This window comes from Streptosporangium roseum DSM 43021, from assembly GCF_000024865.1.
Taxonomy (GTDB): Bacteria; Actinomycetota; Actinomycetes; order Streptosporangiales; family Streptosporangiaceae; genus Streptosporangium; species Streptosporangium roseum.
Map to the genome: position 1 here is coordinate 3,872,379 of NC_013595.1, position 22,251 is coordinate 3,894,629.

Below are 22,251 nucleotides of genomic sequence, written 5' to 3' on the forward strand. Positions count from 1 at the left end.
GGAACTCGATGAACCAGATCGTCAATCGCGGTCTCGCGCTCCTGATGGCCGGGGCCGCCATCGCGGGCGGGCTCGCCATGAGCGCTCCCGCCTCGGCCGCGACTCTCACGACGACGACCACCTGCAGCACCGGCGGCCCGATCCAGGGTCTGAACGTCAGGGCGTGCGTGGACGTCACCGGCGCCCAGGTGCGGGTCTACGGGATCGTCGGCGCCCTCGGCATCTCCGAGCCCCCGGTCAACCCCCGCAGCATCGGCGCGGAGGTCTCCGGCGCGATCGTCGGCGGCGCCCTGCTCGGCTCGGGGAGCCAGGCACTGAGCATCTGGAACAACTCCTTCACCGTCGAGGGCGTCACCACGACCGTGGCCTCCGGGACCACGGTCCGCGCCAAGGTGGTCATCACCCCCGGCCCCGCGGGCCCCGGTGGCGGCGGCACGCCCCTGCCCGGCCCGAACTCCGTCTCCGTCGACGTGCCGGTCGTCTACTGATCCGGACCGGGACAGCTGAATGAGCGGGGGCGCGCGACGACGGTCGCGCGCCCCAGCGCGTCCTGCGGGCTCACTCCGCCGCGGGCGGCAGGTGACCGCCACCGGACGCCGGGGCCCGGGAGAGAAGATCGGCCAGGCGTTTCCTGTCGGTCTTGCCGTTCGGGTTCAGCGGGAGGTCGCGCAGGTTCACGAACGCGGACGGAGTCATGTGGGCGGGAAGGATCCGGCGCACCAGGGCGGCGAGCTCACCGCCCGGAACCGGCCCGCCCGTGTAGGCGGCCAGCAGGTCCACCTCGCCGTCGCCGGCGGTCACCGGGACGACGGCCACGTCGAGCACGTCCGCGTGGCGCCGCAGGGCCGCCTCGATCTCACCGGGCTCGATCCGGTAGCCGCGCACCTTCACCTGGTCGTCGACGCGGCCCAGATGCACGAGATGGCCGCCCTCCCCGGCCACCCGGTCCCCCGTCCGATACCAGTGACGGCCGGTGAGCGGCTCGGCTCCGTCGTAGACGACGCCCCGGCCGTCGTTGAGAGCGACGAACCTCCCGGCGTTCTGCCGCGGATCCAGGTATCCGGGGAAGCGCTGGACCCCGCCGACGCAGAGCTCGCCGTCGTCCGCCGGACGCCCGTCGCCGTCCAGGATGATCGAATCGAGGTGGTCGTGCACCGTCCCGATCGGGACGGTGCCGTTCGCCGTCTCCGGCCAGTCCCCGCGATCGGCGGGCAGCCGGTAGCGCGTGCAGGTGACGGTCAGCTCCGTGGGACCGTACAGGTTCTCGATGACGCTGTTGGGGGCCGCGTCCGCCCACGCTCCGGCGTGTCCCAAGGTGAGCTGCTCGCCGGCGAACAGACTCCACCTGAGCGAGGGCATGCTCCCGGGGGGCAGCGCGTCCAGGCGCCGGGCCATGGAGACGATCGAGGGCACCGAGAACCAGTGGGTTATCCCGTTGCGGCTGACGTATTCGGCCGGGGCAAGAAGGTCGTGCCTGGAGGGCACCACCAGCGCGGAGCCGGATCCCCACGCGACGAACATGTCGAACACCGACGGATCGAAGGTCAGGTCGAAGGTCTGGGAGAACCTGCTGCCGGGTCCGGCCTCGTACCAGGCGATGTGCCTCGCCAGGTATCCGTCGAGGTTCCGGTGGGGGATCGGCACCCCCTTCGGGACGCCGGTCGAGCCCGAGGTGAACAGGACGTAGGCCACCTCGTCGGAGATGGCCGGACACGGATCGAGCCCGTCGCCGGGCAGGTCGGCGACCTCCCCGGTCAGCCGGACGGCGCAGCCGGCACCGCCCGCCCCGACCTCCTCGAACTGGACGCCGCCCTCCTCGTCGAGGACGACGAGGTCGACGCCCGCGCCCGCGCACATGAGGAGGTTCCGGGCGGCGGGGAAGGAGGGGCTGAGGGGGACCACCGCGGCGCCCAGCCGCAGTGCCGCCAGGTAGCCGCCGTAGGCCACGACGCTGCGGGACGCCAGGAGGCCCACGACCTCCGGTCGCGCCCCGCGGGCGTCGGTGAGACGCCGTGCGAGCCGGCCGGCGAGCTCGTCGAGCCGGCGGTAGGTGAGCGACCGGCCCCCCACCTCAAGGGCGACCGCGTCAGGATGCCTGCCGGCACTGCGGGCGAACCATTCATACAGGGTCATCGCACTCACGTCTGTCCGGTGTCCGGTAGGACGCCGAAGTGGCGGCGGAGCACGGAGATCCCCAGATCCTGGATGGCGAAGACGGTGTAGTGGTACTCCTGGGGGATGGCGGCCCCATCCACGCCGATGTCGAAGCCGACGCGCCGGGGTTCGCCGGCGCGGAGCCGTACACGGTGCAGCGGCGGGCCGATCCGGGCGCGGAGGATACCGGGAACGGACACGCCCACCTGTGCCTCTCCTGACCTGACCGCCTCAAGCTCGGTCTCGACCCGCAGCGTGCCGCCCGCGGTCACGGAGTCCGCCGCCCGCCCGCGGACCGCGACCCCTTCCGCGAGTGCGTATCCGATGGGTCCGCATCGCAGGCAGCCCAGCGCGACGGTGTCCGGGATGCGGGCCGTGAAGCCCCGGCGGAGATAGCGCCACGCGGGGCGCCCGCACATGCACGGCGCCGTGGTCACGTCCTCCTCGGCCACCGCGCTGCGATGGCCGAAGAAACGGGGGAACTCCATGATGTCGTCGTCGGGATCCTCCGCGACCCGCTCGGCCAGCGCGCGGTCCAGCGACCGGAGGTCCGCCTCCAGCGACCGCATCAGCAGCCGCTGTTCGGCGGCCAGGCCCATGACCAGGCGGGTGGCGCTCGAATCGATCTCCTCCGCCATCCTCTCCAGCCGGTCGCGAAGTCCATACCTGGGGGACAGCAGCCCGGCGGTCAGGAATCCCTGGAGGCGGGCGCTCACCGTGCGTACCAGTGCCCGCAGCTCGGCCTGCCGGTGCCAGGGCGCGGGAGCGGCCTCCCGCCCCGCGGAGTGGGCGGAGCTCCGGACGCGGCCCGAACTCGGCAGCCCGGCCTGGATGAAGGACGGATACGGATGGATGTCCCGCAGGCTCTCGTTCAGCACCCGCGCGGTGCTGCCCTCCCGCCCGGCCGAATCCAGCCAGAGAAGGTTCTCGACCCGGCCCGACTGGTGCATCGAGAGCGCCGCGACCACGGTCCGGGCCGGGCCGTCGATCGCGTTCAGCAGCAGTTGGTGACCGGGACCGTAGCTGGCCAGGTCCACCAGCGGCCCGCTGTCGCAGCCGCTGAGCACGATCTCCGCGGCCCGGACCCGGTGCACCGCTATCAGCTTGTCCATGGGTTTGTAGCAGCCCAGCCCGTAGGCGCACATCGGGCCGGGCGCGGAGGGAGCGCCGGCCACGGCGGGACTGAGCCCGCAGACCGTGAACTGGCCGAGGTTGACGCTGTCGTCGGTGCCGTGCCCGTTGAAGAGGATCCGTCCCCAGGTCCGCCCCAGCACGACGGCCCTGATGTCGGCGCCGTCCAGCCGCCCGGCGTGGAAGTACGGCTCCCGCGTGGGCTGCGGCGACTCGTCGATCTCGGTGAACAGGCCGGTGGGGGCCTCGGTGGTCATCTCGCCGTACTGCTTGGCGATCGCCCAGGACAGCGAGTTCAGGTCACGGCCGGTGAGAAGGAAGACGTCGCGCCCCCGCCGGTAGGCGTCCTCCAGCACCGGCCGCACCACGGCCGCCCGCAGGTCGGCGTAGCACCCCACGATGAGCAGTGAGCCCTCGGTGGCCTCCAGCGCCGTGCCCTCGCCGGTCCACCCCCTGGCGAGCGGGCGTGCGAACCGGCGCAGCTCCTCGGGCACGCCGGCGCCGACGACCACTCCCAGGTCGCATCCCGGCGGCCTGCGGATGCCGTCGTAGAGGTCCGCGGCGAGTGCGATCCCGTCGTTGAGGTCACTCCGGGAGCCGACCCACACGGGTATCGGGGTATCGGTCCTGCCCCGGTCCAGTGCCGACTCGAACTCCAGGACCGCCGGCCCGAATCGGGCGACCGTGCCGACCGCCTGGAAGATCGCCCGGTCGGGCCGTGCCTCTTGATGGTTCATGTCTCCCACAGGTGCCTCGTATGGTGAGAGCCGATTCACGCGCGGGCGGCGATCGCGGTGGCGAGTTCGGCGACGGTACGGTGATCGAAGATCATCCGCATCGGCAGGTCGGCCTGGAAGGCCTCCCTCAGGCGGTCCGCGACCTTGACGGCCAGGCGCGAGTGCCCGCCTAGCCGGAAGAAGTCGTCGTGCGGTCCGACCTCGTCGACGCAGAGCGCCTCCCGCCACACCTCCGCGATGACCCGCTCGTATCTGTCATGCGACGCGGCGCCGTCATGCGACGCGGTCCCACCGCGTGGTGCGGCGGCGTCCGGTGGCTGCTCCGGCTCCCCGCGCCGTTTCTCCGGTGCCGCCGCCGCCCGCCCGGCGTCCGGAAACGGTTCCACCCGTGACATCAGTACCTCCCGCTCGTCTCGATCCGGCGCCCCGCGGCCGCCGCCGTACAAAGGGTCCGCGCCGCCGTACGGGAGGGTCCGCCGCCGTGCGGCGGGCCCGGTGCTCCGCCGTGGACGGGGCACGACCCCCGATCCCGTTCTCGGACGTGCCGCTAGGCGGGGACGAAGCTGAACTCCTCGTACACCTCGCGGGAATGCACGAAGAAACGCCGGGCCCGCTCCGCCAGGTCGAGCAGCGCCGGGTCGCCCGACGCTCTGGTGATCTCGACCAGCCAGTCCCAGGAGGCGCCGATCGGCACCTCCTCGGTGAAGTGCACCTTGCCCAGCAGGAAGGCGATGTCCTTGATGTTGTGCCGGGACACCACGGCGCTCAGCGCGCGCAGCCGGTCCGGCAGGTCGGCGGGGGCGGGTGCCCTCTCGACCAGCGCGGGACGGATGGCCGGGTCGTAGTCCCCGGCGCGGGCGAAGACGTCGCCCGGCGAGAATCCCGCGCCCGCCTTGAAGTCGAGGCAGAGCGACCAGCGGCTGCGCGAGGAGATGTTGACGCCCGCGTGGATCTGGGCGGAGTCCAGGAACCACACCTCCCCTTTACGCATGTGGAAGACCATGTCCTCGTCGGAGTTGAGGGCGTGCTCGTTGTCCTCCAGGAAGACCAGCACGCGGAAGAAGTCCTCGGCGGGGCCTGATTCGAGGAAGTCCCGGTGCGGGACGATGGACCATTCGACGACGTTGCGAGCCCGCACCATGGTGAGCAGCTCGGTGTTGAACCAGGTGGTCAGGAGCTCGCCGATGTAGGGAACGCCGCCGAGCAGGCGGGTCGGGCGCCCGGCGACCTGCCGGTGGCCGTTGAAGAAGCCGTCACCGTCGTCGCCGGAGGCGTTCCACAGGTTGAGGTTCACCCACCTGCCGATGGTGAACACCTCGTAGGGCTCCTGCGGCGCGGGCGCCTGGGCGAGCCGGGCCATGTCCTGGGCCAGCCGGTCCTCGTCGAGGGGGAGCCGGCCGAGAATTCGCGAAGCCATGAAGCTGGTGTCCGTCCTTCCTGGTGGTCCGGCTACAGCATGAATCCGGCGGGAAAGGGGTCGTCGGGCGACAGGAAGTACTGGGCCGTGCCGGTGATCCAGGCCCGCCCGGTGACCGTCGGGACGACCGCCGGCCGCCCGGCCACCGTCGCCGGCTCGACCAGCCGCCCGGTGAACGTCGAGCCGATGAAGGACTCGTTGAGGAAGTCCGCGCCGATCTCCAGCTCGCCGCGCGCGTGCAGCTGGGCCATGCGGGCGCTGGTCCCCGTGCCGCAGGGGGAGCGGTCGAACCAGCCGGGATAGATCGCCATGGCGTGCCGCGAATGCCTCGCGTCCGAGCCTGGAGCGGTGAAGTAGACGTGCCCGACGCCGCGGATCCGGGAGTCTTCGGGGTGTACGGGCTCGTCGGCCGTGTTGATCGCGTCCATCGTCGCCAGGCCGGCTGCCACGATCTCGTTCTTGGCCTTGCGGTCGAACGGCAGCCCGTAGTCGTCGAGATCGACGATGGCGTAGAAGTTGCCGCCGTAGGCCAGGTCGTAGCGGATGCTCCCGAACCCCGGAACCTCGGCCACCGCGTCGAGCCGGTCGCTGTAGGCCGGGACGTTGCGCAGGGTCACCCCCCTGGCCACCCCGTCCTCCACCGCGACGTCCACGACCACGAGCCCGGCGGGGGTGTCCAGGCGCACCGTCGTGACGGGCTCGGAGACCGGCACCATCCCCGTCTCCACCAGCACGGTCGAAACGCCGATGGTGCCGTGTCCGCACATCGGCAGATAGCCGGACACCTCGATGAACAGCACCCCCCAGTCCGCGTCGGGGCGGGTCGGCGGTTGCAGGATCGCGCCGCTCATCGAGGCGTGCCCGCGCGGCTCGTACATCAGCAGGGTGCGCAGGTGGTCGAGATGCTCCCGGAAATGCACGCGGCGCTCGGCCATGGTGGCGCCCGGGATGACCCCGACACCACCGGTGATCACGCGCGTCGGCATGCCCTCGGTGTGGGAGTCGACCGCGTGGAAGATCCGCTTGGTGCGCATCACCCCTCCAATTCCGATGTCTTTGTCGTCTGAACAAGGTCTGAAGCGGACAGGCGGATGGTGCCGGACATGTACTCCCTGGCGGAGCCGCACAGCATGACCCGGTCACCGCGGAGCTCGCAGTCGAGGTCGATGGCGAGCGTCTCCCCCAGCCGCGGGGAGTACTGGCGGGCCCGCAGCCGCGTCCGGCCCAGGCGCCGGGCCCAGTAGGGCACGAGGGCGCAGTGCGCCGAACCCGTGATCGGATCCTCCGGAATGGAGAGCTTCGGGCCGAAGAAGCGTGAGGAGAAGTCGGTCGCCGATCCCGGGGCGGTGACGACCACGCCGCGGAGGTCGAGCGTCCCGAGACGCGCCTGGTCCGGCACGATCGACCGCAGCCGCTCCTCGTCCTCGAAGACGGCGAGGTAGTCCATCGACCGGTAGACGGCGGTGGGACGCGCCGGCCCCAGCCCCAGCAGGAGCGCCTCCGGCGGCTCGACGGGCCTGTGGTCCAGCGCAGGGAAGGACAGGCTCAGCCGCTCTCCGGCGCGCGAGACGACGAGGGGACCGCTGGCGGAGCGGAAGGTGACCTCCTCCCATCCGGGTCGCAGGCGGGTCAGCACGACGTGCGCGGCGCCCAGTGTGGCGTGCCCGCACAGCTCGACCTCGGTGGCCGGGGTGAACCAGCGGAGGTCGTAGGCGCCCCCGGCCGGGACGATGAAGGCGGTCTCCGGGAGGTTGTTCTCCAGGGCGATGGCCTGCATCACCTCGTCGGGCAGCCAGCGGTCCAGTGGGCAGACCGCGGCGGGATTGCCCCAGAAGATCCTGTCGGTGAACGCGTCCACCTGATAGAGGGGGATCTCCATCGCCGTCTCCTCATCCGCGCCCATCAGAGGCCCAGCCTCTGCTTGACCTCAGCGAAGTACGGGATGTGGCGGTAGTCCCTCGTCGTCTCGTCGAAATCGGTGTAGCGGTTGGTGAAGTCCAGCAGCCTGCCCTGGACCCGCTCGGCGGACTCGGTGTGGATCCGTCGTTCGATCGCCTGGATCTCCGCCAGGAAAGCGGCCAGTACGGCCGGCAGGTCCGGATCGAGCTGGATCACACCGTCGCGCAGGCGGACGCCCCGCGCCTCGATCAGATAGTTGAACAGAAGCTGCGAGGCCACCGCGTCGTAGTTGGGACGCGGAATCCCCTCCACCGCGTAACGCAGCAGGCGCTCCGCCAGAATGTATTCGTATGTCAGCAGCGCGTCCTCGGCGGGAAGGGCGTCGTCATGCAGGCACGCCAGCATCGACGAGACGTCGGCGCGCAATTCCTCCAGTCCCGCCAGCGGCTTCAGCCGCTTTATCGGCAGGTATTCGGGGATCGGCATGTCACCCTGCCTGTGGTGGTATTCGTGCAGCCGCACCCACCATGAGGAGGCGCGCTCGACCTCCGCGGCTCCCGCGGCGCGGACAAGGGGGAAACCGTCCTCCGCCGTCACGGCCGTCATGAGCCGCCGCGTCAGCCGGAGATGCCGTTCGACGAACTTGTCGATGAAATAGAAGATCAGGTCGTCCTCGGCCTGTGATCCGTCGAGGTGGTTCTCCGGGAACAGGGCGACGACCACCCGTGACTCGAAACCCGCCGACATCCTCTCGATCGTCACCGGGACGGTGTTGCTCGCATACCGCCGGGCCAGCCGCTCGTCGGCCGGCAGGGGCCGGTAGACCAGGTAGTCGAGCGACAGCGACGGGAAGTAGGACGCGTCGAACAGCGAGAAGACGTGGTTGTCCGAAGCCTGGTTGATGTGGAGCTTCGTGCGCGTCAGCCGGGGGGCGTCGCCGAACGTACGGGCATCCTCGGCGAACGCCCGTACGGCCGGCTGTTCCCGCAGGACCGGCGAGTCCATCAGCCTGCCGGCCAGGTCGCCGAGGAAGGCCGGGTCCCGGAACGCCGCACGCGGTCCCAGGGTCCTCCGGATCTCGTTGATCTCGTCGATCACGTGGGCGAGCACGCCGTCCACCGTCCCTTCTGCACCGGTCACCGGGCCAGCACGGCCGCGAAGTGGTCCAGAGCCCGCGCCCAGTTCGCCACGTACTCCGTCGCCAGCCGTACCAGCTCCGCCCGGTCCCGCTCGCTCTCCGCGATCACCGTCATGCCGGTCTCGTGGTCGCTGACCGACTGCGCGTGGCCCGTCTCGGCCCTGATGTGCGAGTCGATCCACGCCAGCGACCCCGCCGACGCGAACACCTTCCCGCCGTCCACGAGGACCCGGGAGAAGATCCGCCGGAACGCCACCGCGATGTCCAGGGCTATGGTCTCCACCACCCGAAGCTGTACGGCGGCGCCCAGGTGGGACCCGGCCAGCCGGTCCATGTTCGCCAGCAGCTCCCTCACCTCCTCCGGCGGCTCCTGTGCGTGGGCGGCGGGGAAAAGCGCCGCCAGCGGCGCCACGATGGAGTCCTCCCACCACAGGTAATGAATTCCGGCCACTCCGCCCGGAGATACCGAATTGAATTCGGGGGCGAAGTTGTCCAGGTCGTCGCCGATAACCCGGAAAGCGGTCTGGAAAGCTCCCAACACCTCGCGGTCAGGTGCCGGCTGCGCGCTGAAGCCACGTGCCATCACGCCGAGGCTGGAGATCGTCGTGAACATGAAGGCCTTCGTGATGGCCTGCCAGTACCGGGCGATCGCCAGAGCCGAATCCGGTTCTACGGAATCCAGTGCGCGTGCCCGCTGGAAAAACCGATTCTCGGGCCTGCACAGGCCGGCCTGGCGTACTACATCGGATACCTGCTCATCGAAAGTGATATCAACCACAATGCCCCCTTGCATCGCTGCGTGATATTTCACATGTCGCACACTAAGCTGCGATTTGAAGCCTCGTCAATGGCGTGTTTAGAACGGGAGAACGGACATATATGGCACACCTTGGCGTGAAACGGGCGACCTTTACGTCAAGAATCGGCGGCCTGCCGCGCCCTTTCTGGGTGCTGTTCGGCGGCACCGTTGTCAACCGCCTCGGCACGATGGTCGAGCCGTTCATCGGTATCTACCTGACCCGGGCACACGGCATGTCCGTCACCGCGGCGGGGCTGGTGATGGCCGTTTTCGGGGCCGGCTCACTGCTGTCGCAGCCCCTCGCGGGCTGGCTGAGCGATCGTTTCGGGCGGCGGATCACGCTGACCGGGGGCATGCTCGCCACGGCGGTCACGCTGGTCCTCCTCGGGAGCAGTACGACCGTCCCCTCCCTCGTCGCCGCGATGTTCGTCCTCGGCGTCGTGACGGACCTCTACCGGCCCGCCTCACAGGCGCTCGTCGCTGACCTCGTCCCGGCGGAGGACCGGCCGAGGGCGTACGGGCTGCTGTTCTGGGCGGTCAACCTCGGTTTCTCGATCGCCATGGTCACGGGCGGATGGCTCGCCGGAACGGGTTTCCACTGGCTGTTCTGGATCGACGCGCTCACCTGCGCGGTGTTCGGCGCGCTGGTGTGGCGCGCGGTCCCCGAGACCCGGCACGTCGCGGCCGGCGGCAGGGGTGGCTTCCGCGACGTGCTGCGCGACCGGCTGATGACCGGCTGCGTGCTGATCAATCTCACCTACATGTTCGTCTACCTGCAGGCCTACACCACGCTGCCGCTCGCGATGACCGGCCACGGCCTGCCCGCCGGCGCGTACGGCGCCGCCATGTCGATCAACGGCCTGCTGATCGTGCTGGTCCAGCCGCTGACCCTGGGGTGGCTCGCGCGCCGCGACCCCAGCCGCGTGCTGGCGACCGGCTTCGCGGTCATCGGCCTCGGGTCGGCCCTGACGGCCTTCGTGTCCTCCACCGCCGGTTACGCGCTGACGGTCACGGTCTGGACGGTCGGCGAGATCATCGCGGCGGGTATGGCGGGTACGATCGTCGCCTCTCTGGCACCCGCCCACCTGCGGGGCCGTTACGCGGGCCTGTACGGCTCCGCGTGGTCAGCCGGCTCCCTCCTCGCGCCGCTGATCGGCACCCGCCTGCTGGCCGCCGACCCCCGCCTCCTGTGGCTCACCACCGGAGGCCTGGGGCTGCTGGCCGCCCTCGGCCAGCTGGCGCTGGCGCCCGCCGTCCGCCGGCGCGCGAAGGCGTGACACCGCCGGCCGAGGTGCCGCGAGCGGGGGCCGTCAGCCGGGGAAGTGGCAGGCCACCCTCCTCTCCCCGGGGCCGTGGATCTCCAGCGGCGGGGCCTCGGTCCGGCAGATGTCCCGGGCCAGGGCGCAGCGGGGGTGGAAGGAGCAGCCCGGGGGAGGGGCGGCCGGGCTGGGCGGGTCGCCCAGCAGGACGATGCGCTCGCGGGTGAGCTCCACCTCCGGGTCGGGGACCGGCACGGCCGACAGCAGGGCGCGGGTGTAGGGGTGGGCCGGGGCGGTGTAGACGGACTCCCGCGAGCCGACCTCCACGACGCGGCCGAGATACATCACCGCGACCCGGGCGCACATGTGCCGCACCACCGACAGGTCGTGGGCGATGAACAGGTACGCCAGCCCCAGCTCACGCTGGAGATCGGCGAGCAGGTTGACGATCTGGGCCTGGATCGACACGTCCAGCGCCGACACCGGCTCGTCGCAGACGATCAGCTTCGGCCGGGACGCCAGCGCCCGGGCGATGCCGATGCGCTGGGCCTGGCCGCCGGAGAACTCGTGCGGGTAGCGGTCGGCGTGCTCGGCGCCCAGCCCGACCCGCTCCAGGAGCTCGATCACGCCGCGCCGGTCCAGCAGCCCCAGCGGGCCGGAGACGATCCGCTCGACGGTCTGGCGGGGGTTGAGCGACGCGGACGGGTCCTGGAAGATCATCTGGATGTCGCGGCGGAGCGGGCGCATGGCGCGCGGGCCGAGGTGGGTGATGTCGCGGCCGTCGAAGGTGACGGTGCCGCCGGTGGGTTCCAGCAGGCGGACGATCATCCGGCCGGTGGTGGTCTTGCCGCAGCCGGACTCCCCGACCAGGCCGAGGGTCTCACCCGGCCGCACGTCGAAGGTGACGCCGTCCACGGCCTTCACCCCGTTCCGCCCGCCGAAGGTCATCCGCAGATCCCGTACGGCCAGCAGCGGCGCGGTCCGGCTCGCGGTGTCCGGCGCGGTGAGGAGTCGTTCGGTCATCGCCGGCCTCCGGAGATGTCGATGAGATGGCAGGCCGTCCGGTGGGTCGCGCCGCCGCCGGGACCGGCGGGGCGCGGCTCGGGGGCCTCGGTGACGCAGGCGTCGTCGGGGGCGGCCGCGTAGCGGGCACAGCGGGGGTGGAACCGGCAGCCCGGCGGCGGCGCGAGCAGCGACGGAGGGTTGCCGGGGATCGCCGGCAGCCGCCCCCCGTCCTCCTCCTCGCCCGCCGTCAGCCGGAGGACCGAGCCGAGCAACCCCCGTGTGTAGGGGTGGCGGGGGGACTTGAAGATCTCCCGGGCCGGGGCGTGCTCGGCGGTGCGGCCGCCGTACATCACCAGGACCTCGTCGGCGACCCGCGCCACGACGCCCAGATCATGAGTGATCATCATGACCGCGACGGCGCGGTCCTCCTGGATCTTCCGGATCAGCTCCAGGATCTGCGCCTGCACGGTCACGTCCAGGGCGGTGGTCGGCTCGTCGGCGATGAGCAGGTCCGGTTCGCAGGACAGGGCCATCGCGATCATCACGCGCTGCCGCATGCCGCCGGAGAAGTGGTGGGGGTACTCACCCGCGCGCCGCCTCGGCTCGGGGATGCCCACCTCGGCGAGCATCTCCACCGCCCGCTCGCGCGCCACCCGGCGGGAGGTGCGCAGGTGCAGCCGGTAGGCCTCGGCGATCTGCTCGCCGACGGTGTAGAAGGGGTGCAGCGACGACAGCGGATCCTGGAAGATCATCGCCATCCGGCGTCCGCGCAGCTCGCGGAACCGGGAGGCGGGCGCCCCCACCAGCTCCTCGCCGTCGAAGACGATCGAGCCGGAGACGGCGGCCTGGCGGTGCAGGCCCATGATCGCCAGCGACGACACCGACTTGCCGGAGCCGGACTCGCCGACGACGCCGAGCGTGCGGCCCCGCTCCAGGCCGAAGCTGATCCCGTCCACCGCGGTCCCGGCGGGGAAGCTCACCCGCAGGTCTCTGACTTGGAGGATCACGCGTACCTCACTCGGGGGTCGATCAGCGCGTAGACGAGGTCCACGCCGAGGTTCGCCAGGGTGATGAAGAAGGCGGCCAGCAGGGTGACGCCGAGGACGACAGGCTGGTCGGCCTTGAAGATCGCGTCGTAGGTGAGCTGGCCGACGCCCGGCAGGCCGAAGACGTGCTCGGTGATGACGGCCCCGGCGAGCAGCCCGCCCAGGTCCATGCCGAAGATCGTGACGATCGGGGTGAGCGCCGAGCGCAGGCCGTGCTTGGTGACGACGGTCCGCTCGTGCAGGCCCTTGGCGCGGGCCGTCCTGATGTACGGCTCCGCCATCGTCTCGATCATCGAGGCCCGGGTGAGCCTGGCGTACATGGCGGCGTACAGGCTGGCGAGCGTCATCCAGGGCAGCAGCAGGTTGCCCGCCCAGGCGGCGGGGTCCTCGGTGATCGGCCGGTAGTCGGGGTAGGGCAGCCATTCGAGCTGCTGGACCAGGACCAGCAGCAGCATCATGGCGGTGAAGTAGACCGGCACCGAGGCGGAGGCGAGCGTGGCCGCCATGAGCGAGCGGTCGAGCACGGTGCCCCGGCGCAGGGCCGCGACCAGCCCGACGGCCAGGCCGCCGGCGAGCCAGAGCACGGCCGAGCCGACGGCCAGGGAGACGCTCACCGGCAGCCGGTCGGTCAGCAGGTCCCAGACGGGAAGGGCGTTCTGGTAGGAGTAGCCGAAGCAGGGGACGGAGCACTCCAGCGCCGCCGGGCCGGTGCCCAGCGTACGGCCGGCGAAGATGCCGGCCACGTAGCCGCCGAACTGCTCGTGCACCGGCCGGTCCAGGCCCATCTGCTCGCGGACCAGCGTCACCTGCTCGGGGGTGCAGGTCTTGCCGCAGGCGTGGGCGGCCGGGTCCGAGGGGAGCACGTAGAAGATGGCGAAGGTCACCGCGCAGATGACCAGCAGCACGCCCGCCACCGCGGCGAGCCGCCGCAGCGCGTAGAGGGTCATCGGGCTGTCCCCTTCGGGTCGAGGGCGTCGCGCAGCGCGTCACCGAGCAGGGTGAAGGCCAGCACGGTGAGGAACAGGCACACGCCGGGGATCATGAAGTAGGTCGGCACGACCTGGTACCAGAGCAGCCCGTTGTCGATCATCTGGCCCCACGACGGGGTGGGGGGCCGCACGCCGACGCCGAGGAAGGACAGCGCGGCCTCGGTGCCGATGTTGGCCGGGATCGCCAGCGTCGTGTAGACGAGGATCGGCGCGGCCAGGTTCGGCAGGATCTCCTTCAGCAGGATGTGCGGCCCCATCGCCCCGTTGACCCGGGCGGCGTCCACGAACTCGCGGTGCTTGACGCTCAGCGTCTGCCCGCGGACGATGCGCCCGACGTACGGCCAGCTGAACATGCTCATGATCAGCACGAGCAGCAGGACGCGGTCGGCGTCCGGCGCGATGGACAGCAGCGCCAGCATGAAGATCAGGCTGGGGAAGGACATCACCAGGTCCATGATCCGGCTGAGCACGGTGTCCACCTTGCCGCCGAAGTATCCGGCGACCAGGCCGACCGCGGTGCCGGCGAGCACGGTGACGGCCGTGGAGGCCACCGCGATCAGCAGCGACACCCGCGCGCCGTACACGATGCGGCTGAAGACGTCGCGGCCGTTGCCCGGCTCGACGCCGAGCCAGTGCTCGGCGCCGATGCCGCCGAAGTCGCCCTTGGGGACGCCGCCGAGCGCCTGGTCGATCGCGGTCTTGTCGAAGGTCTCGGGCTCCCAGCCGTTGAGCCTGGTCAGCAGCGGGGCGGCCAGCGCCATGAGGACGAACAGCGTCACGATGGCGAGGCCGAAGAGCGCGGCCGGGTCGCGGCGGAGCCGTTCGTAGGCGACCCGCCCGGGGGAGCGGCCCCGGACGGGCGGGGCCGCGGAACCCGCCGCGGCCCCCTCCCGCACGGCGGTGCTCACTTCCTGATCCCGAGCGTGGCGTAGTCGAACTGGCCGGACCAGATCAGGTGACCGAACGCGCCGCCGACCTTGGAGCCGGTGAGCAGCGGCTTGCGGGCCCAGACCAGGGGGATCATCGGGGCCTTCTGCATGATCGCGGCGTCCAGGTCGACCCAGGCGCGGTCGGCCGCCTTCAGGTCGGTCATGGCGTAGATCGCGTCGATCCTGTCCATGGTCTCCTGGTCCTTGAACAGCGACATGTTGCCGCTGTTGCCCTTGTCGGTGATGGTCCGGCCGTCGAACATCATCGGGATGAAGGAGGACCCGGACGGGTAGTCCTGGCACCAGCCGTACAGGGCCATGCCGTCGAACTTGGCGGTGTCGCCGATCGTGTCGTAGAAGACCGACGGGTCGAAGGTGTTGATCTCGGTCTCGACGCCGACGCGCTTGAGCGACTCCTGGATGGCGGTGGCGGCCACCTTGTCGCCGGTGGAGGCGTACATCTTGATCTTCACCGGCGTCGTCACGCCGGACTCGGCGATCAGCGCCTTCGCCCTCGCCACGTCGCCGGTCGCCGGGATCTTCAGGGTGTCCTGGGCGACGCCGCCGGACAGCGACGGCGGCAGGAAGGCTGTGGCGATCTCACCGGCGGCCGGCCCGCCCTGTGTGGTCTGGTAGCTCTCCTTGTCGACGGCGTACTGCAGGGCCAGGCGGAACTTCGGGTTGTCGAAGGGCGCCACGGTGTTGTTCATGGCCAGGGTGTCGGTGCAGCCCCGGATCTCGTTGTGGAAGCGCGCCTTGACCTTGGGGTTGGTGAGGATCTTGGAGAAGCTCTCGCCGTTGACGTCGGCGTAGGTGACCGCGGTCCGGTCGTCGCCCTGGTCGGCGATGAGCCGGTCCACGATCACGCTCTGCCGCAGGCCCTGCTTGACGACGACCTTGTCCGGCAGCGCCTTGCGGGCCGGGTCGGTGGCCGGATCCCAGTGCTCGTTCCGGCTGAGCACCAGCTCCTTGCCCCGGTCGTAGGTGTCGATCTTGTACGGTCCCGAGGAGAAGACCCGGCTGTCGTACTGGGCCTTGGTGTCCTTGGCCCGGGGCACCGGCGCGAAGGTCGGCAGGGTGGTGTAGTAGGGGAACTCGGCGACGGGGCGCTTGAGCCTGAAGACGATGGTCCTGTCGTCTGGCGTCTCGATCGACTTCAGCGAGCCGTCCTTGTAGGGGCCCTTGTACTTCTCGGCGCCGGCCAGGACCAGGCGGGCGTAGTTGGGGCCGCCGGGCAGCTCGGGGGCGAAGGACCGCTCGACGTTGTACTTGACGTCGGCGGCCACGATGGGCGAGCCGTCCTCGTACTTCAGGCCGTCCTTGAGGGTGAAGGTCCAGGTCTTTCCCCCGTCGGACATCTCGCCGGTGGTGGTGGCCAGGTCCGGGACCACCTCCAGGCTCGCCGCGCCCGGTTCGGCCTTGTAGGTGACCAGGGAGCGGTAGAGGTAGCGCAGGCCGAAGTCCATCTCCGGCATCGTCCAGTTGCGGGTCGGGTCGAGGTGGGCGAAGTCCTGGTTGGACAGGATCGTGAGCGTTCCGCCCTTGACGGCCACACCGGCGGAGGGCTGCGAGGCCTCCCCGGAGCTCTGGGGGACGGGTGCCTTGCCGGCGCCGCAGGCCGTGGAAACGGACAGAAGGGCAGCCGCGAGTAGGCAGGTGCCCACTGTGGTCTTTAAGGACATGTGTCACTCCACGTAACTGAGCGAGAAGGGGGTGAGTGACACGTAACATAGTAATGTGAAATATTATTGACAATAGGGCGTTATCAACCCGTGGCCGTTTCTCGCCGGACGGATCCGGCCGGCGGTGCGGGAAAAGACGGCTGATCTGGCAATTCGCCATCGCGTTCGACGGAACGGGCGAAAAACGTAGGCGTGGGCCCGATGAATGGCTACAGCCCACCAAAAGCGTATGTAAATCAATAAAACGGACGTAAGGCGACAAGGGGGCGTTCGGTACCCCGCGAGGGGCCGGTGGTCGCGCCGCCGGGCCGGCCCTGCCTGAGGGGCGGCGGACACCCCGACCCTAAATTGGTATGTAAAAGTCAAGTTTGGTAGGCTCGTGCCGTGCGACTGACGAAGTTCACGGATCTGGCCCTGCGCGTCACCATGCGACTGGCCGTCGCCGAGCAGGGCACGAGCCTCACCACCAGGCAGGTGGCGGAGGTGATGGCGATTCCCTACACCCACACCGCCAAGGTCATCGCCCGCCTCCAGCATCTCGGGGTGGTGGAGGCCCGCCGGGGGCGAGGGGGCGGCCTGGAGCTGACCGTCGCCGGCCGTACGGCGTCGCTGGGCTGGCTGGTCCGCGAGCTGGAGGGTGAGGAGGAGGTCGTCGCGTGCGAGGGGGAGACCCCCTGCCCGCTGCGGGCCGCCTGCCGCCTGCGCGGCGCGCTGCGCGGCGCCCAGCAGGCCTTTTACGCGTCGCTGGACCCGCTCACCGTGAACGACCTGGTCGCCTCGCCGACCGGGCCGGTCCTGCTCACCCTCAGGTGATCGGCGAAGTGCGGCCGATCTCCGTCGTACACCCTTAAATATGAAGATCATCTACTAATTTGGAGGATGTTGTGCTCTCCCCCGAGTCGGTCGCGACCGTCCGCGCCACCCTGCCCGTGATCGGCGGAGCCCTGGAGGACATCACCGCGCGGTTCTACGGGTCGATGTTCACCGACCACCCCGAGCTGCTGCGCGACCTGTTCAACCGGGGCAACCAGGCCAACGGCGAGCAGCGCGGCGCACTCGCCGGATCGATCGCCGCCTTCGCCACCATCCTGGTGGAGCGCCCCGACGACCGGCCGGACGCGATGCTCGCCAGGATCGCCAACAAGCACGCCTCGCTCGGGGTCACCGCCGAGCAGTACGACGTGGTCCACAAATACCTCTTCGCCGCCATCGCCGAGGTGCTCGGCGACGCCGTCACCCCGGAGGTGGTGCGGGCCTGGGACGAGGTCTACTGGCTGATGGCCAACGCGCTGATCGCCCTGGAGGCGGATCTCCGGCGCGACCCGGGCGAGAGCTGGCTGCGGGCGACCGTGGTCGAGCGGCACCGCCAGACCGCCGACGCGGTCTCCTTCACCCTGCGGCCGCCGATCCCCCTGTCCTTCAAGTCCGGCCAGTACGTCAGCGTCGCGGTCACCCTGCCCGACGGCGCCCGGCAGATCCGGCAGTACAGCCTCTCGTGCGCCCCCTCGCGAGGCGACTGGCGGATCACCGTCAAGCGGGTGCGCGGCGGCGACACCCCGGACGGCGAGGTGTCCAACTGGCTGCATGCCAATGTCCAGGCCGGGGACGTGCTGACGATCTCCGCGCCGTTCGGCGACCTGACCCTGCCCGAGGGCGACACCCCGCTGCTCCTGGCCTCGGCCGGGATCGGCGGCACCCCGATCCTGTCGATGGTCGAGCATCTCGCGGCCACCGGCTCCACCCGCCGGGTCACCGTCGTCCACGCCGACCGCGCCCCCGCCGACCACGCGCACCGGGAGGAGCTCAAGCGGCTGGCCGCGGACCTGCCCGGCGCCGCCCTGCACCTGTGGTACGAGCAGGCGTGCGGCTGCTCCTGCCAGCCGGGGCCCAACATCGGCCAGGTCGACCTGGCCGAGGTCGACCTGCCCGACGGGCTGTCCGCCTACCTCTGCGGGCCGCTGCCGTTCATGCGCGGTGTCCGCTCCGAGCTGCTCCGGCGCGGAGTGCCCGCCGCCGACATCCACTACGAGGTGTTCGGCCCCGACCTCTGGCTCGGTCAGGACTGATCGGAGTCCCGTCCCGGCGTCCGAGCCGCCGGAGAGGGGCGTCCCCTCCGCCGCCGCTCCCGGTCGGACCGGCGAGGAATCCCACGGTCAGACCGGCGGGGACGGGCGGAGACCCGCCGGGGGACCGTCAGGCGAGGGGATGCACCTCGGGGTGCGCGTCCCACCAGCGCTTGAAGATCGGGTTGTCGTCCACGTGGTCGGAGTAGGCGGCCGCGAGGCCGCGGTAGACCGCTGCCGCCTGCTCGTTGCTCAGGCGGTCGCGCCGCCAGGCCACGACCAGCCGGGCGACCTGGGGCTGCCCGGCGAGAGGGCGGACGGCCGTGCCGGGCGGCGCGGGCCAGGAGGGGTCGACCAGACGCACCCCGTGCCCGGCCGCGACCAGTGGCCGTCCCGCGCCGCTCGGGGCGTCGTAGCGCACGTTGGGCTCGAACCCGACGGCCCGGCAGGAGGCCCGCAGCGCGGCGAGCGAGCCGTCGTCGGCGCCCGGCGGGCTGATCCAGGACTCGTCCTTCAGGTCGGCGAGGTGGATCTCCTCCTCCCCGGCCAGCCGGTGGGCCGCCGACAGGGCGATGAATATCGGATATCGGGGGATCAGGGTACGGCTGACGACCGGTGCGGTCAGGGGGACGTCGAACCCCTCGATGATGCCCAGCAGCGCCGCGTCGAGATGGCCGTGGGTGAGCGCCTCGGCCAGTAGCGCGGTGGAGGGCTCGATGCGCAGCGAGATCTCGTGGCTGGGCAGCATGTCGCCGACCCGGTCGACGACGCTCGCGACGCAGGCCAGGTGGACGCAGCCCAGCCGGACGACCCCGTCCGGCCCGGAAGGACCGCGCAGGTCGCCGAAGAGCGTGTCGACCTCCGTCAGGACGATGCGGGCACGGGCGATGATCTGACGTCCAAGGGGTGTCGGCTCCACCCCGGAACGGCTCCGTACGAAGATCGCCTCGCCGATGAGGTCCTCGACGCGATGAAGCTGGTTGGTCATGGCCGGCTGTGACAGGCCCAGCCGGGCCGCGGCCCGCGTGACGCTACCCGTATCCGCTATCGCACAGATCATACGGAGATGCCTGATATCGAGGTCCATAGCCAAGAATTATGTGGCGCGTTATGACGCCTGGCCGCATCCGGCCATGAGACTTCGGGCGACGCACTCCTCCGATCCTCCGGGTCTGGGACCCCGGAGTCTCGTGCCCCGCCCGTCGGGCCAGGCGATGCCGCCGTTCCTCCCCTGACCCACCTCTCATCACCAAACCAACCTCGCATTCCATCAGGGATACCCCCCGGAGGTTTAGTTGAGATTCACACCGTCCCTGCGCGCGTTCGGAAAACATCTGCCCGCACTGCTCGCACCCGTGCTGGGCCTGGGACTCGTCCTCCAGCCGCTGGTGGCCTCGCCCGCCGCTGCCGCCACCGCTCCGCAGCCCCCGTCCGTCGGGGTGCGCGCCGCCGACGACGGATCGCAGCACGTCCAGGCGTCCCCCCTGGCGGTCAAGGAGCGCCCGCCGCTGTCGGCCTCGAAGGACGCGCTCCGGCGCGACCTCGACAAACCCACGCCCACGCCGGAACATCCGAGGCCCTCGGCGAAGACCGACAAATCCGCCAAGTCGACCGCCGCGGCGGCCGCGTGCAGCGCGAGCGACTTCACCAGCCGCTCCGGAAGCGCCCTCGTCCAGCAGATCAAGGCCTCGACCACCGAGTGCGTCAACACCCTGTTCAACCTGACCGGCGGCGACGCCTACTACGCGTTCCGCGAGTCGCAGATGACCAGCGTCGCCTACGCGCTGCGCGACAACGCCGCCTCCTACCAGGGAGACAACAGCACGAGCACCGCCCAGCTCGTGCTCTACCTGCGCGCCGGCTACTACGTGCAGTGGTACCACCCCTCCACCGTGGGCACCTACGGGCCCTCCCTGAAGACCGCCATCCAGTCCGGACTCGACGGATTCTTCGGCAACTCCCGGTCCTCGACCGTCAGCGACGCCAACGGCGAGATCCTCGCCGAGGCCGTCACCCTGATCGACAGCGCCCAGGAGAACGACCGCTACCTCCACGTCGTCAAGCGGCTGCTCAACGGCTACAACAGCTCCTACGACGCCAGCTGGTGGATGCTCAACGCGGTCAACAACGTCTACACGGTGCTCTTCCGCGGCCACGAGGTTCCGGCGTTCGTCACCCTGGTCAAGTCCGACCCGAGCGTCATCGACACCCTCAACACCTTCGCGCTGAACCACCTCGACCTGCTCGGCACCGACCGTGACTACCTGACCGCCAACGCCGGCCGGGAGATCGGGCGCTTCCTCCAGCACTCCACGCTGCGGGCCAAGGTCCGGCCGATGGCCAAGGACCTGCTCACCCGTAGCAACATCACCGGGACGACCGCCCCGCTGTGGGTCGGCGTAGCCGAGATGACCGACGCCTACGACAAGGCCAACTGCGCCTACTTCAACACCTGCAACCTCCAGCAGGTCCTCGCGCAGACCATCCTGCCCGTCAACCACACCTGCAGCCCCAGCATCAAGATCCGCGCCCAGGCGATGACCTCCGCGCAGCTCGCCGACAGCTGCACCAGCCTCATCAACCAGGACGCGTACTTCCACAACGTGGCCAAGGACGGCAACCGCCCGGTCGCCGACGACAACAACACCACGATCGAAGTCTGCATCTTCGACTCGAGCACCGACTACCAGACCTACGCCGGTGCGATGTTCGGCATCAGCACCAACAACGGCGGGATGTACCTGGAGGGCAACCCGGCCGCCGCGGGCAACCAGCCGCGCTTCATCGCCTACGAGGCCGAATGGGTACGGCCCGCCTTCCAGGTCTGGAACCTGAACCACGAGTACACCCACTACCTCGACGGCCGGTTCAACATGTACGGCGACTTCGAGGACGGCGTCACCACCCCGACCATCTGGTGGATCGAGGGCTTCGCCGAGTACATCTCCTACTCCTACCGCAAGGAGACCTACGACGCCGCGATCACCGAGGCGGCCAGGCAGACCTACGCGCTCAGCACGCTGTGGGACACCACCTACGACAACGACACGACCCGCATCTACCGCTGGGGCTACCTGGCGGTGCGGTACATGCTCGAGAAGCACCCCGCTGACGTCGCCACCGTCCTCGGCCACTACCGGACCGGCGGCTGGAACTCCGCCCGGAACTTCCTGACCTCGACGATCGGCACCCGCTACGACAGTGACTGGCGGACCTGGCTGACGGCGTGCGCGTCGGGCGGCTGCGCGGGCGGAGGCGGCGGCAACCAGGCGCCGAGCGCGAACTTCACCTTCACCGTCAACGGCCTCGCCACCACCTTCACCGACACCTCGACCGACTCGGACGGGACGATCGCGTCGCGCCAGTGGAACTTCGGCGACGGCACCTCGTCGACCTCGGCCAACCCCTCGCACACCTACACCACCGCGGGCACCTACACGGTGCAGCTGACCGTCACCGACAACGCCGGCGCCACCGCCACCGCGGGCAAGCAGGTCGTGGTGACCTCCGGTGGGTCCTCCGCCCCCGAATGCACCGCCGGCAGGACCGACGAGCTCGGCCGGAACTGCAAGCGCAGCAACCTGTCAGCCGCCGCCGGCGAGTACAAGTACCTCTACCTGTACGTCCCGGCCGGCACCGCCAAGCTGACCATCACCTCCTCCGGCGGCACCGGAAACGCCAACCTCTACTACAGCCCCACCTCCTGGGCCACCACGTCGACCCACACCCAGCGGTCGACCAACGCGGGCAACGGCGAGACCCTGACCATCACCAACCCCCCGACCGGCTACAACTACATCAGCCTCCACGCGGCACAGGCCTTCGCCGGAGCCGCGCTCCAGGTCGACTACTGACGTCGCCGTAGCGGGCCGGGCATGACGGCCTGACAGCCGCCCCAGGGCGGAACCGCGACGGAGACGAGGGCGGAGGGCCCCACCCCGGTGGGACCCTCCGCTCCGCCGTGTCCAGGCTGGTTTTGACAGTGAGAAATGGATCTGGCTCG

The 22,251-nt window shown here is 70.4% G+C and carries 19 protein-coding genes; 5 read left to right on the top strand and 14 right to left on the bottom strand.

Going from position 1 to position 22,251, the window contains the following annotated elements; all coding sequences use genetic code 11:
- The first annotated feature begins 8 nt into the window (after positions 1-8).
- Entirely contained in the window at positions 9-488 is a 480-nt protein-coding gene (locus SROS_RS16980) for a hypothetical protein (protein ID WP_012890178.1), read from the top strand.
- A gap of 70 nt (positions 489-558) precedes the next feature.
- Here the strand turns inward: SROS_RS16980 and SROS_RS16985 are convergent, their stop codons facing one another.
- From SROS_RS16985 to SROS_RS17020, 8 genes are all read right to left on the bottom strand, one after another.
- A complete protein-coding gene (locus SROS_RS16985; RefSeq protein WP_012890179.1) occupies positions 559-2,133 on the bottom strand; it encodes an AMP-binding protein in 1,575 nt (524 codons plus the stop codon).
- A 5-nt stretch (positions 2,134-2,138) separates the two neighbouring features.
- The gene (locus SROS_RS16990; protein ID WP_043652188.1) at positions 2,139-4,022 is read right to left on the bottom strand and encodes a hypothetical protein; all 1,884 of its coding nucleotides are present in this window, start codon (positions 4,020-4,022) and stop codon (positions 2,139-2,141) included.
- A 35-nt stretch (positions 4,023-4,057) separates the two neighbouring features.
- Positions 4,058-4,417: a phosphopantetheine-binding protein gene (locus SROS_RS16995; protein WP_012890181.1), complete on the bottom strand. Its 360-nt coding sequence runs from the start codon at positions 4,415-4,417 to the stop codon at positions 4,058-4,060.
- Between the two features lie 152 nt (positions 4,418-4,569).
- Complete coding sequence (locus tag SROS_RS17000; RefSeq protein ID WP_012890182.1) at positions 4,570-5,439, bottom strand: aspartyl/asparaginyl beta-hydroxylase domain-containing protein; 870 nt, start codon at positions 5,437-5,439, stop codon at positions 4,570-4,572.
- A 32-nt stretch (positions 5,440-5,471) separates the two neighbouring features.
- Entirely contained in the window at positions 5,472-6,473 is a 1,002-nt protein-coding gene (locus SROS_RS17005; protein WP_012890183.1) for a proline racemase family protein, read from the bottom strand.
- Entirely contained in the window at positions 6,473-7,318 is an 846-nt protein-coding gene (locus SROS_RS17010) for a PhzF family phenazine biosynthesis protein (RefSeq protein WP_012890184.1), read from the bottom strand. The genes SROS_RS17005 and SROS_RS17010 overlap by 1 nt, the downstream gene beginning before the upstream one ends.
- A gap of 23 nt (positions 7,319-7,341) precedes the next feature.
- Positions 7,342-8,478: a DUF6421 family protein gene (locus tag SROS_RS17015; protein ID WP_218919858.1), complete on the bottom strand. Its 1,137-nt coding sequence runs from the start codon at positions 8,476-8,478 to the stop codon at positions 7,342-7,344.
- Complete coding sequence (locus SROS_RS17020) at positions 8,475-9,269, bottom strand: DUF6202 family protein (RefSeq protein WP_043652190.1); 795 nt, start codon at positions 9,267-9,269, stop codon at positions 8,475-8,477. Before SROS_RS17020 ends, SROS_RS17015 begins: the two co-directional genes overlap by 4 nt.
- A 155-nt stretch (positions 9,270-9,424) precedes the next feature.
- Between SROS_RS17020 and SROS_RS17025 the strand changes: the two genes are divergently transcribed.
- Positions 9,425-10,552, top strand: coding sequence for an MDR family MFS transporter (locus SROS_RS17025; RefSeq protein ID WP_245564659.1), 1,128 nt, complete (start codon positions 9,425-9,427; stop codon positions 10,550-10,552).
- 33 nt (positions 10,553-10,585) lie between these two features.
- On the opposite strand, the gene SROS_RS17030 is transcribed toward SROS_RS17025, so the two are convergent.
- The 5 genes from SROS_RS17030 to SROS_RS17050 are packed head-to-tail and all read right to left on the bottom strand — an operon-like array spanning position 10,586 to position 16,185.
- A complete protein-coding gene (locus SROS_RS17030; protein WP_012890188.1) occupies positions 10,586-11,557 on the bottom strand; it encodes an ABC transporter ATP-binding protein in 972 nt (323 codons plus the stop codon).
- A complete protein-coding gene (locus tag SROS_RS17035) occupies positions 11,554-12,546 on the bottom strand; it encodes an ABC transporter ATP-binding protein (RefSeq protein WP_012890189.1) in 993 nt (330 codons plus the stop codon). The genes SROS_RS17030 and SROS_RS17035 overlap by 4 nt, the downstream gene beginning before the upstream one ends.
- The gene (locus tag SROS_RS48655; protein ID WP_012890190.1) at positions 12,543-13,532 is read right to left on the bottom strand and encodes an ABC transporter permease; all 990 of its coding nucleotides are present in this window, start codon (positions 13,530-13,532) and stop codon (positions 12,543-12,545) included. Before SROS_RS48655 ends, SROS_RS17035 begins: the two co-directional genes overlap by 4 nt.
- On the bottom strand, positions 13,529-14,482 hold the full coding sequence (locus SROS_RS17045; RefSeq protein ID WP_012890191.1) for an ABC transporter permease: 954 nt from the start codon (positions 14,480-14,482) through the stop codon (positions 13,529-13,531). Before SROS_RS17045 ends, SROS_RS48655 begins: the two co-directional genes overlap by 4 nt.
- On the bottom strand, positions 14,479-16,185 hold the full coding sequence (locus SROS_RS17050) for an ABC transporter substrate-binding protein (protein ID WP_012890192.1): 1,707 nt from the start codon (positions 16,183-16,185) through the stop codon (positions 14,479-14,481). Before SROS_RS17050 ends, SROS_RS17045 begins: the two co-directional genes overlap by 4 nt.
- Before the next feature lie 384 nt (positions 16,186-16,569).
- Between SROS_RS17050 and SROS_RS17055 the strand changes: the two genes are divergently transcribed.
- Complete coding sequence (locus SROS_RS17055) at positions 16,570-16,998, top strand: RrF2 family transcriptional regulator (protein WP_012890193.1); 429 nt, start codon at positions 16,570-16,572, stop codon at positions 16,996-16,998.
- A gap of 71 nt (positions 16,999-17,069) precedes the next feature.
- On the top strand, positions 17,070-18,251 hold the full coding sequence (locus SROS_RS17060) for a globin domain-containing protein (protein WP_012890194.1): 1,182 nt from the start codon (positions 17,070-17,072) through the stop codon (positions 18,249-18,251).
- A gap of 127 nt (positions 18,252-18,378) precedes the next feature.
- Here the strand turns inward: SROS_RS17060 and SROS_RS17065 are convergent, their stop codons facing one another.
- A complete protein-coding gene (locus SROS_RS17065) occupies positions 18,379-19,335 on the bottom strand; it encodes a LysR family transcriptional regulator (RefSeq protein WP_012890195.1) in 957 nt (318 codons plus the stop codon).
- A gap of 208 nt (positions 19,336-19,543) precedes the next feature.
- Here SROS_RS17065 and SROS_RS17070 point away from each other — a divergent pair, with 208 nt between their 5' ends.
- Positions 19,544-22,102 carry a collagenase gene (locus SROS_RS17070; protein ID WP_012890196.1) on the top strand — a complete coding sequence of 853 codons (2,559 nt, stop codon included), beginning with the start codon at positions 19,544-19,546 and terminating at the stop codon, positions 22,100-22,102.
- The last annotated feature ends 149 nt before the right edge of the window (positions 22,103-22,251 follow it).

Coding starts and splice junctions, on each gene's coding strand:
- SROS_RS16980 (WP_012890178.1), top strand. CDS start 9: ATGAACCAGATCGTCAATCGCGGTCTCGCGCTCCTGATGGCCGGGGCC.
- SROS_RS16985 (WP_012890179.1), bottom strand. CDS start 2,133: ATGACCCTGTATGAATGGTTCGCCCGCAGTGCCGGCAGGCATCCTGAC.
- SROS_RS16990 (WP_043652188.1), bottom strand. CDS start 4,022: ATGAACCATCAAGAGGCACGGCCCGACCGGGCGATCTTCCAGGCGGTC.
- SROS_RS16995 (WP_012890181.1), bottom strand. CDS start 4,417: ATGTCACGGGTGGAACCGTTTCCGGACGCCGGGCGGGCGGCGGCGGCA.
- SROS_RS17000 (WP_012890182.1), bottom strand. CDS start 5,439: ATGGCTTCGCGAATTCTCGGCCGGCTCCCCCTCGACGAGGACCGGCTG.
- SROS_RS17005 (WP_012890183.1), bottom strand. CDS start 6,473: ATGCGCACCAAGCGGATCTTCCACGCGGTCGACTCCCACACCGAGGGC.
- SROS_RS17010 (WP_012890184.1), bottom strand. CDS start 7,318: ATGGAGATCCCCCTCTATCAGGTGGACGCGTTCACCGACAGGATCTTC.
- SROS_RS17020 (WP_043652190.1), bottom strand. CDS start 9,269: ATGCAAGGGGGCATTGTGGTTGATATCACTTTCGATGAGCAGGTATCC.
- SROS_RS17030 (WP_012890188.1), bottom strand. CDS start 11,557: ATGACCGAACGACTCCTCACCGCGCCGGACACCGCGAGCCGGACCGCG.
- SROS_RS48655 (WP_012890190.1), bottom strand. CDS start 13,532: ATGACCCTCTACGCGCTGCGGCGGCTCGCCGCGGTGGCGGGCGTGCTG.
- SROS_RS17050 (WP_012890192.1), bottom strand. CDS start 16,185: ATGTCCTTAAAGACCACAGTGGGCACCTGCCTACTCGCGGCTGCCCTT.
- SROS_RS17065 (WP_012890195.1), bottom strand. CDS start 19,335: ATGGACCTCGATATCAGGCATCTCCGTATGATCTGTGCGATAGCGGAT.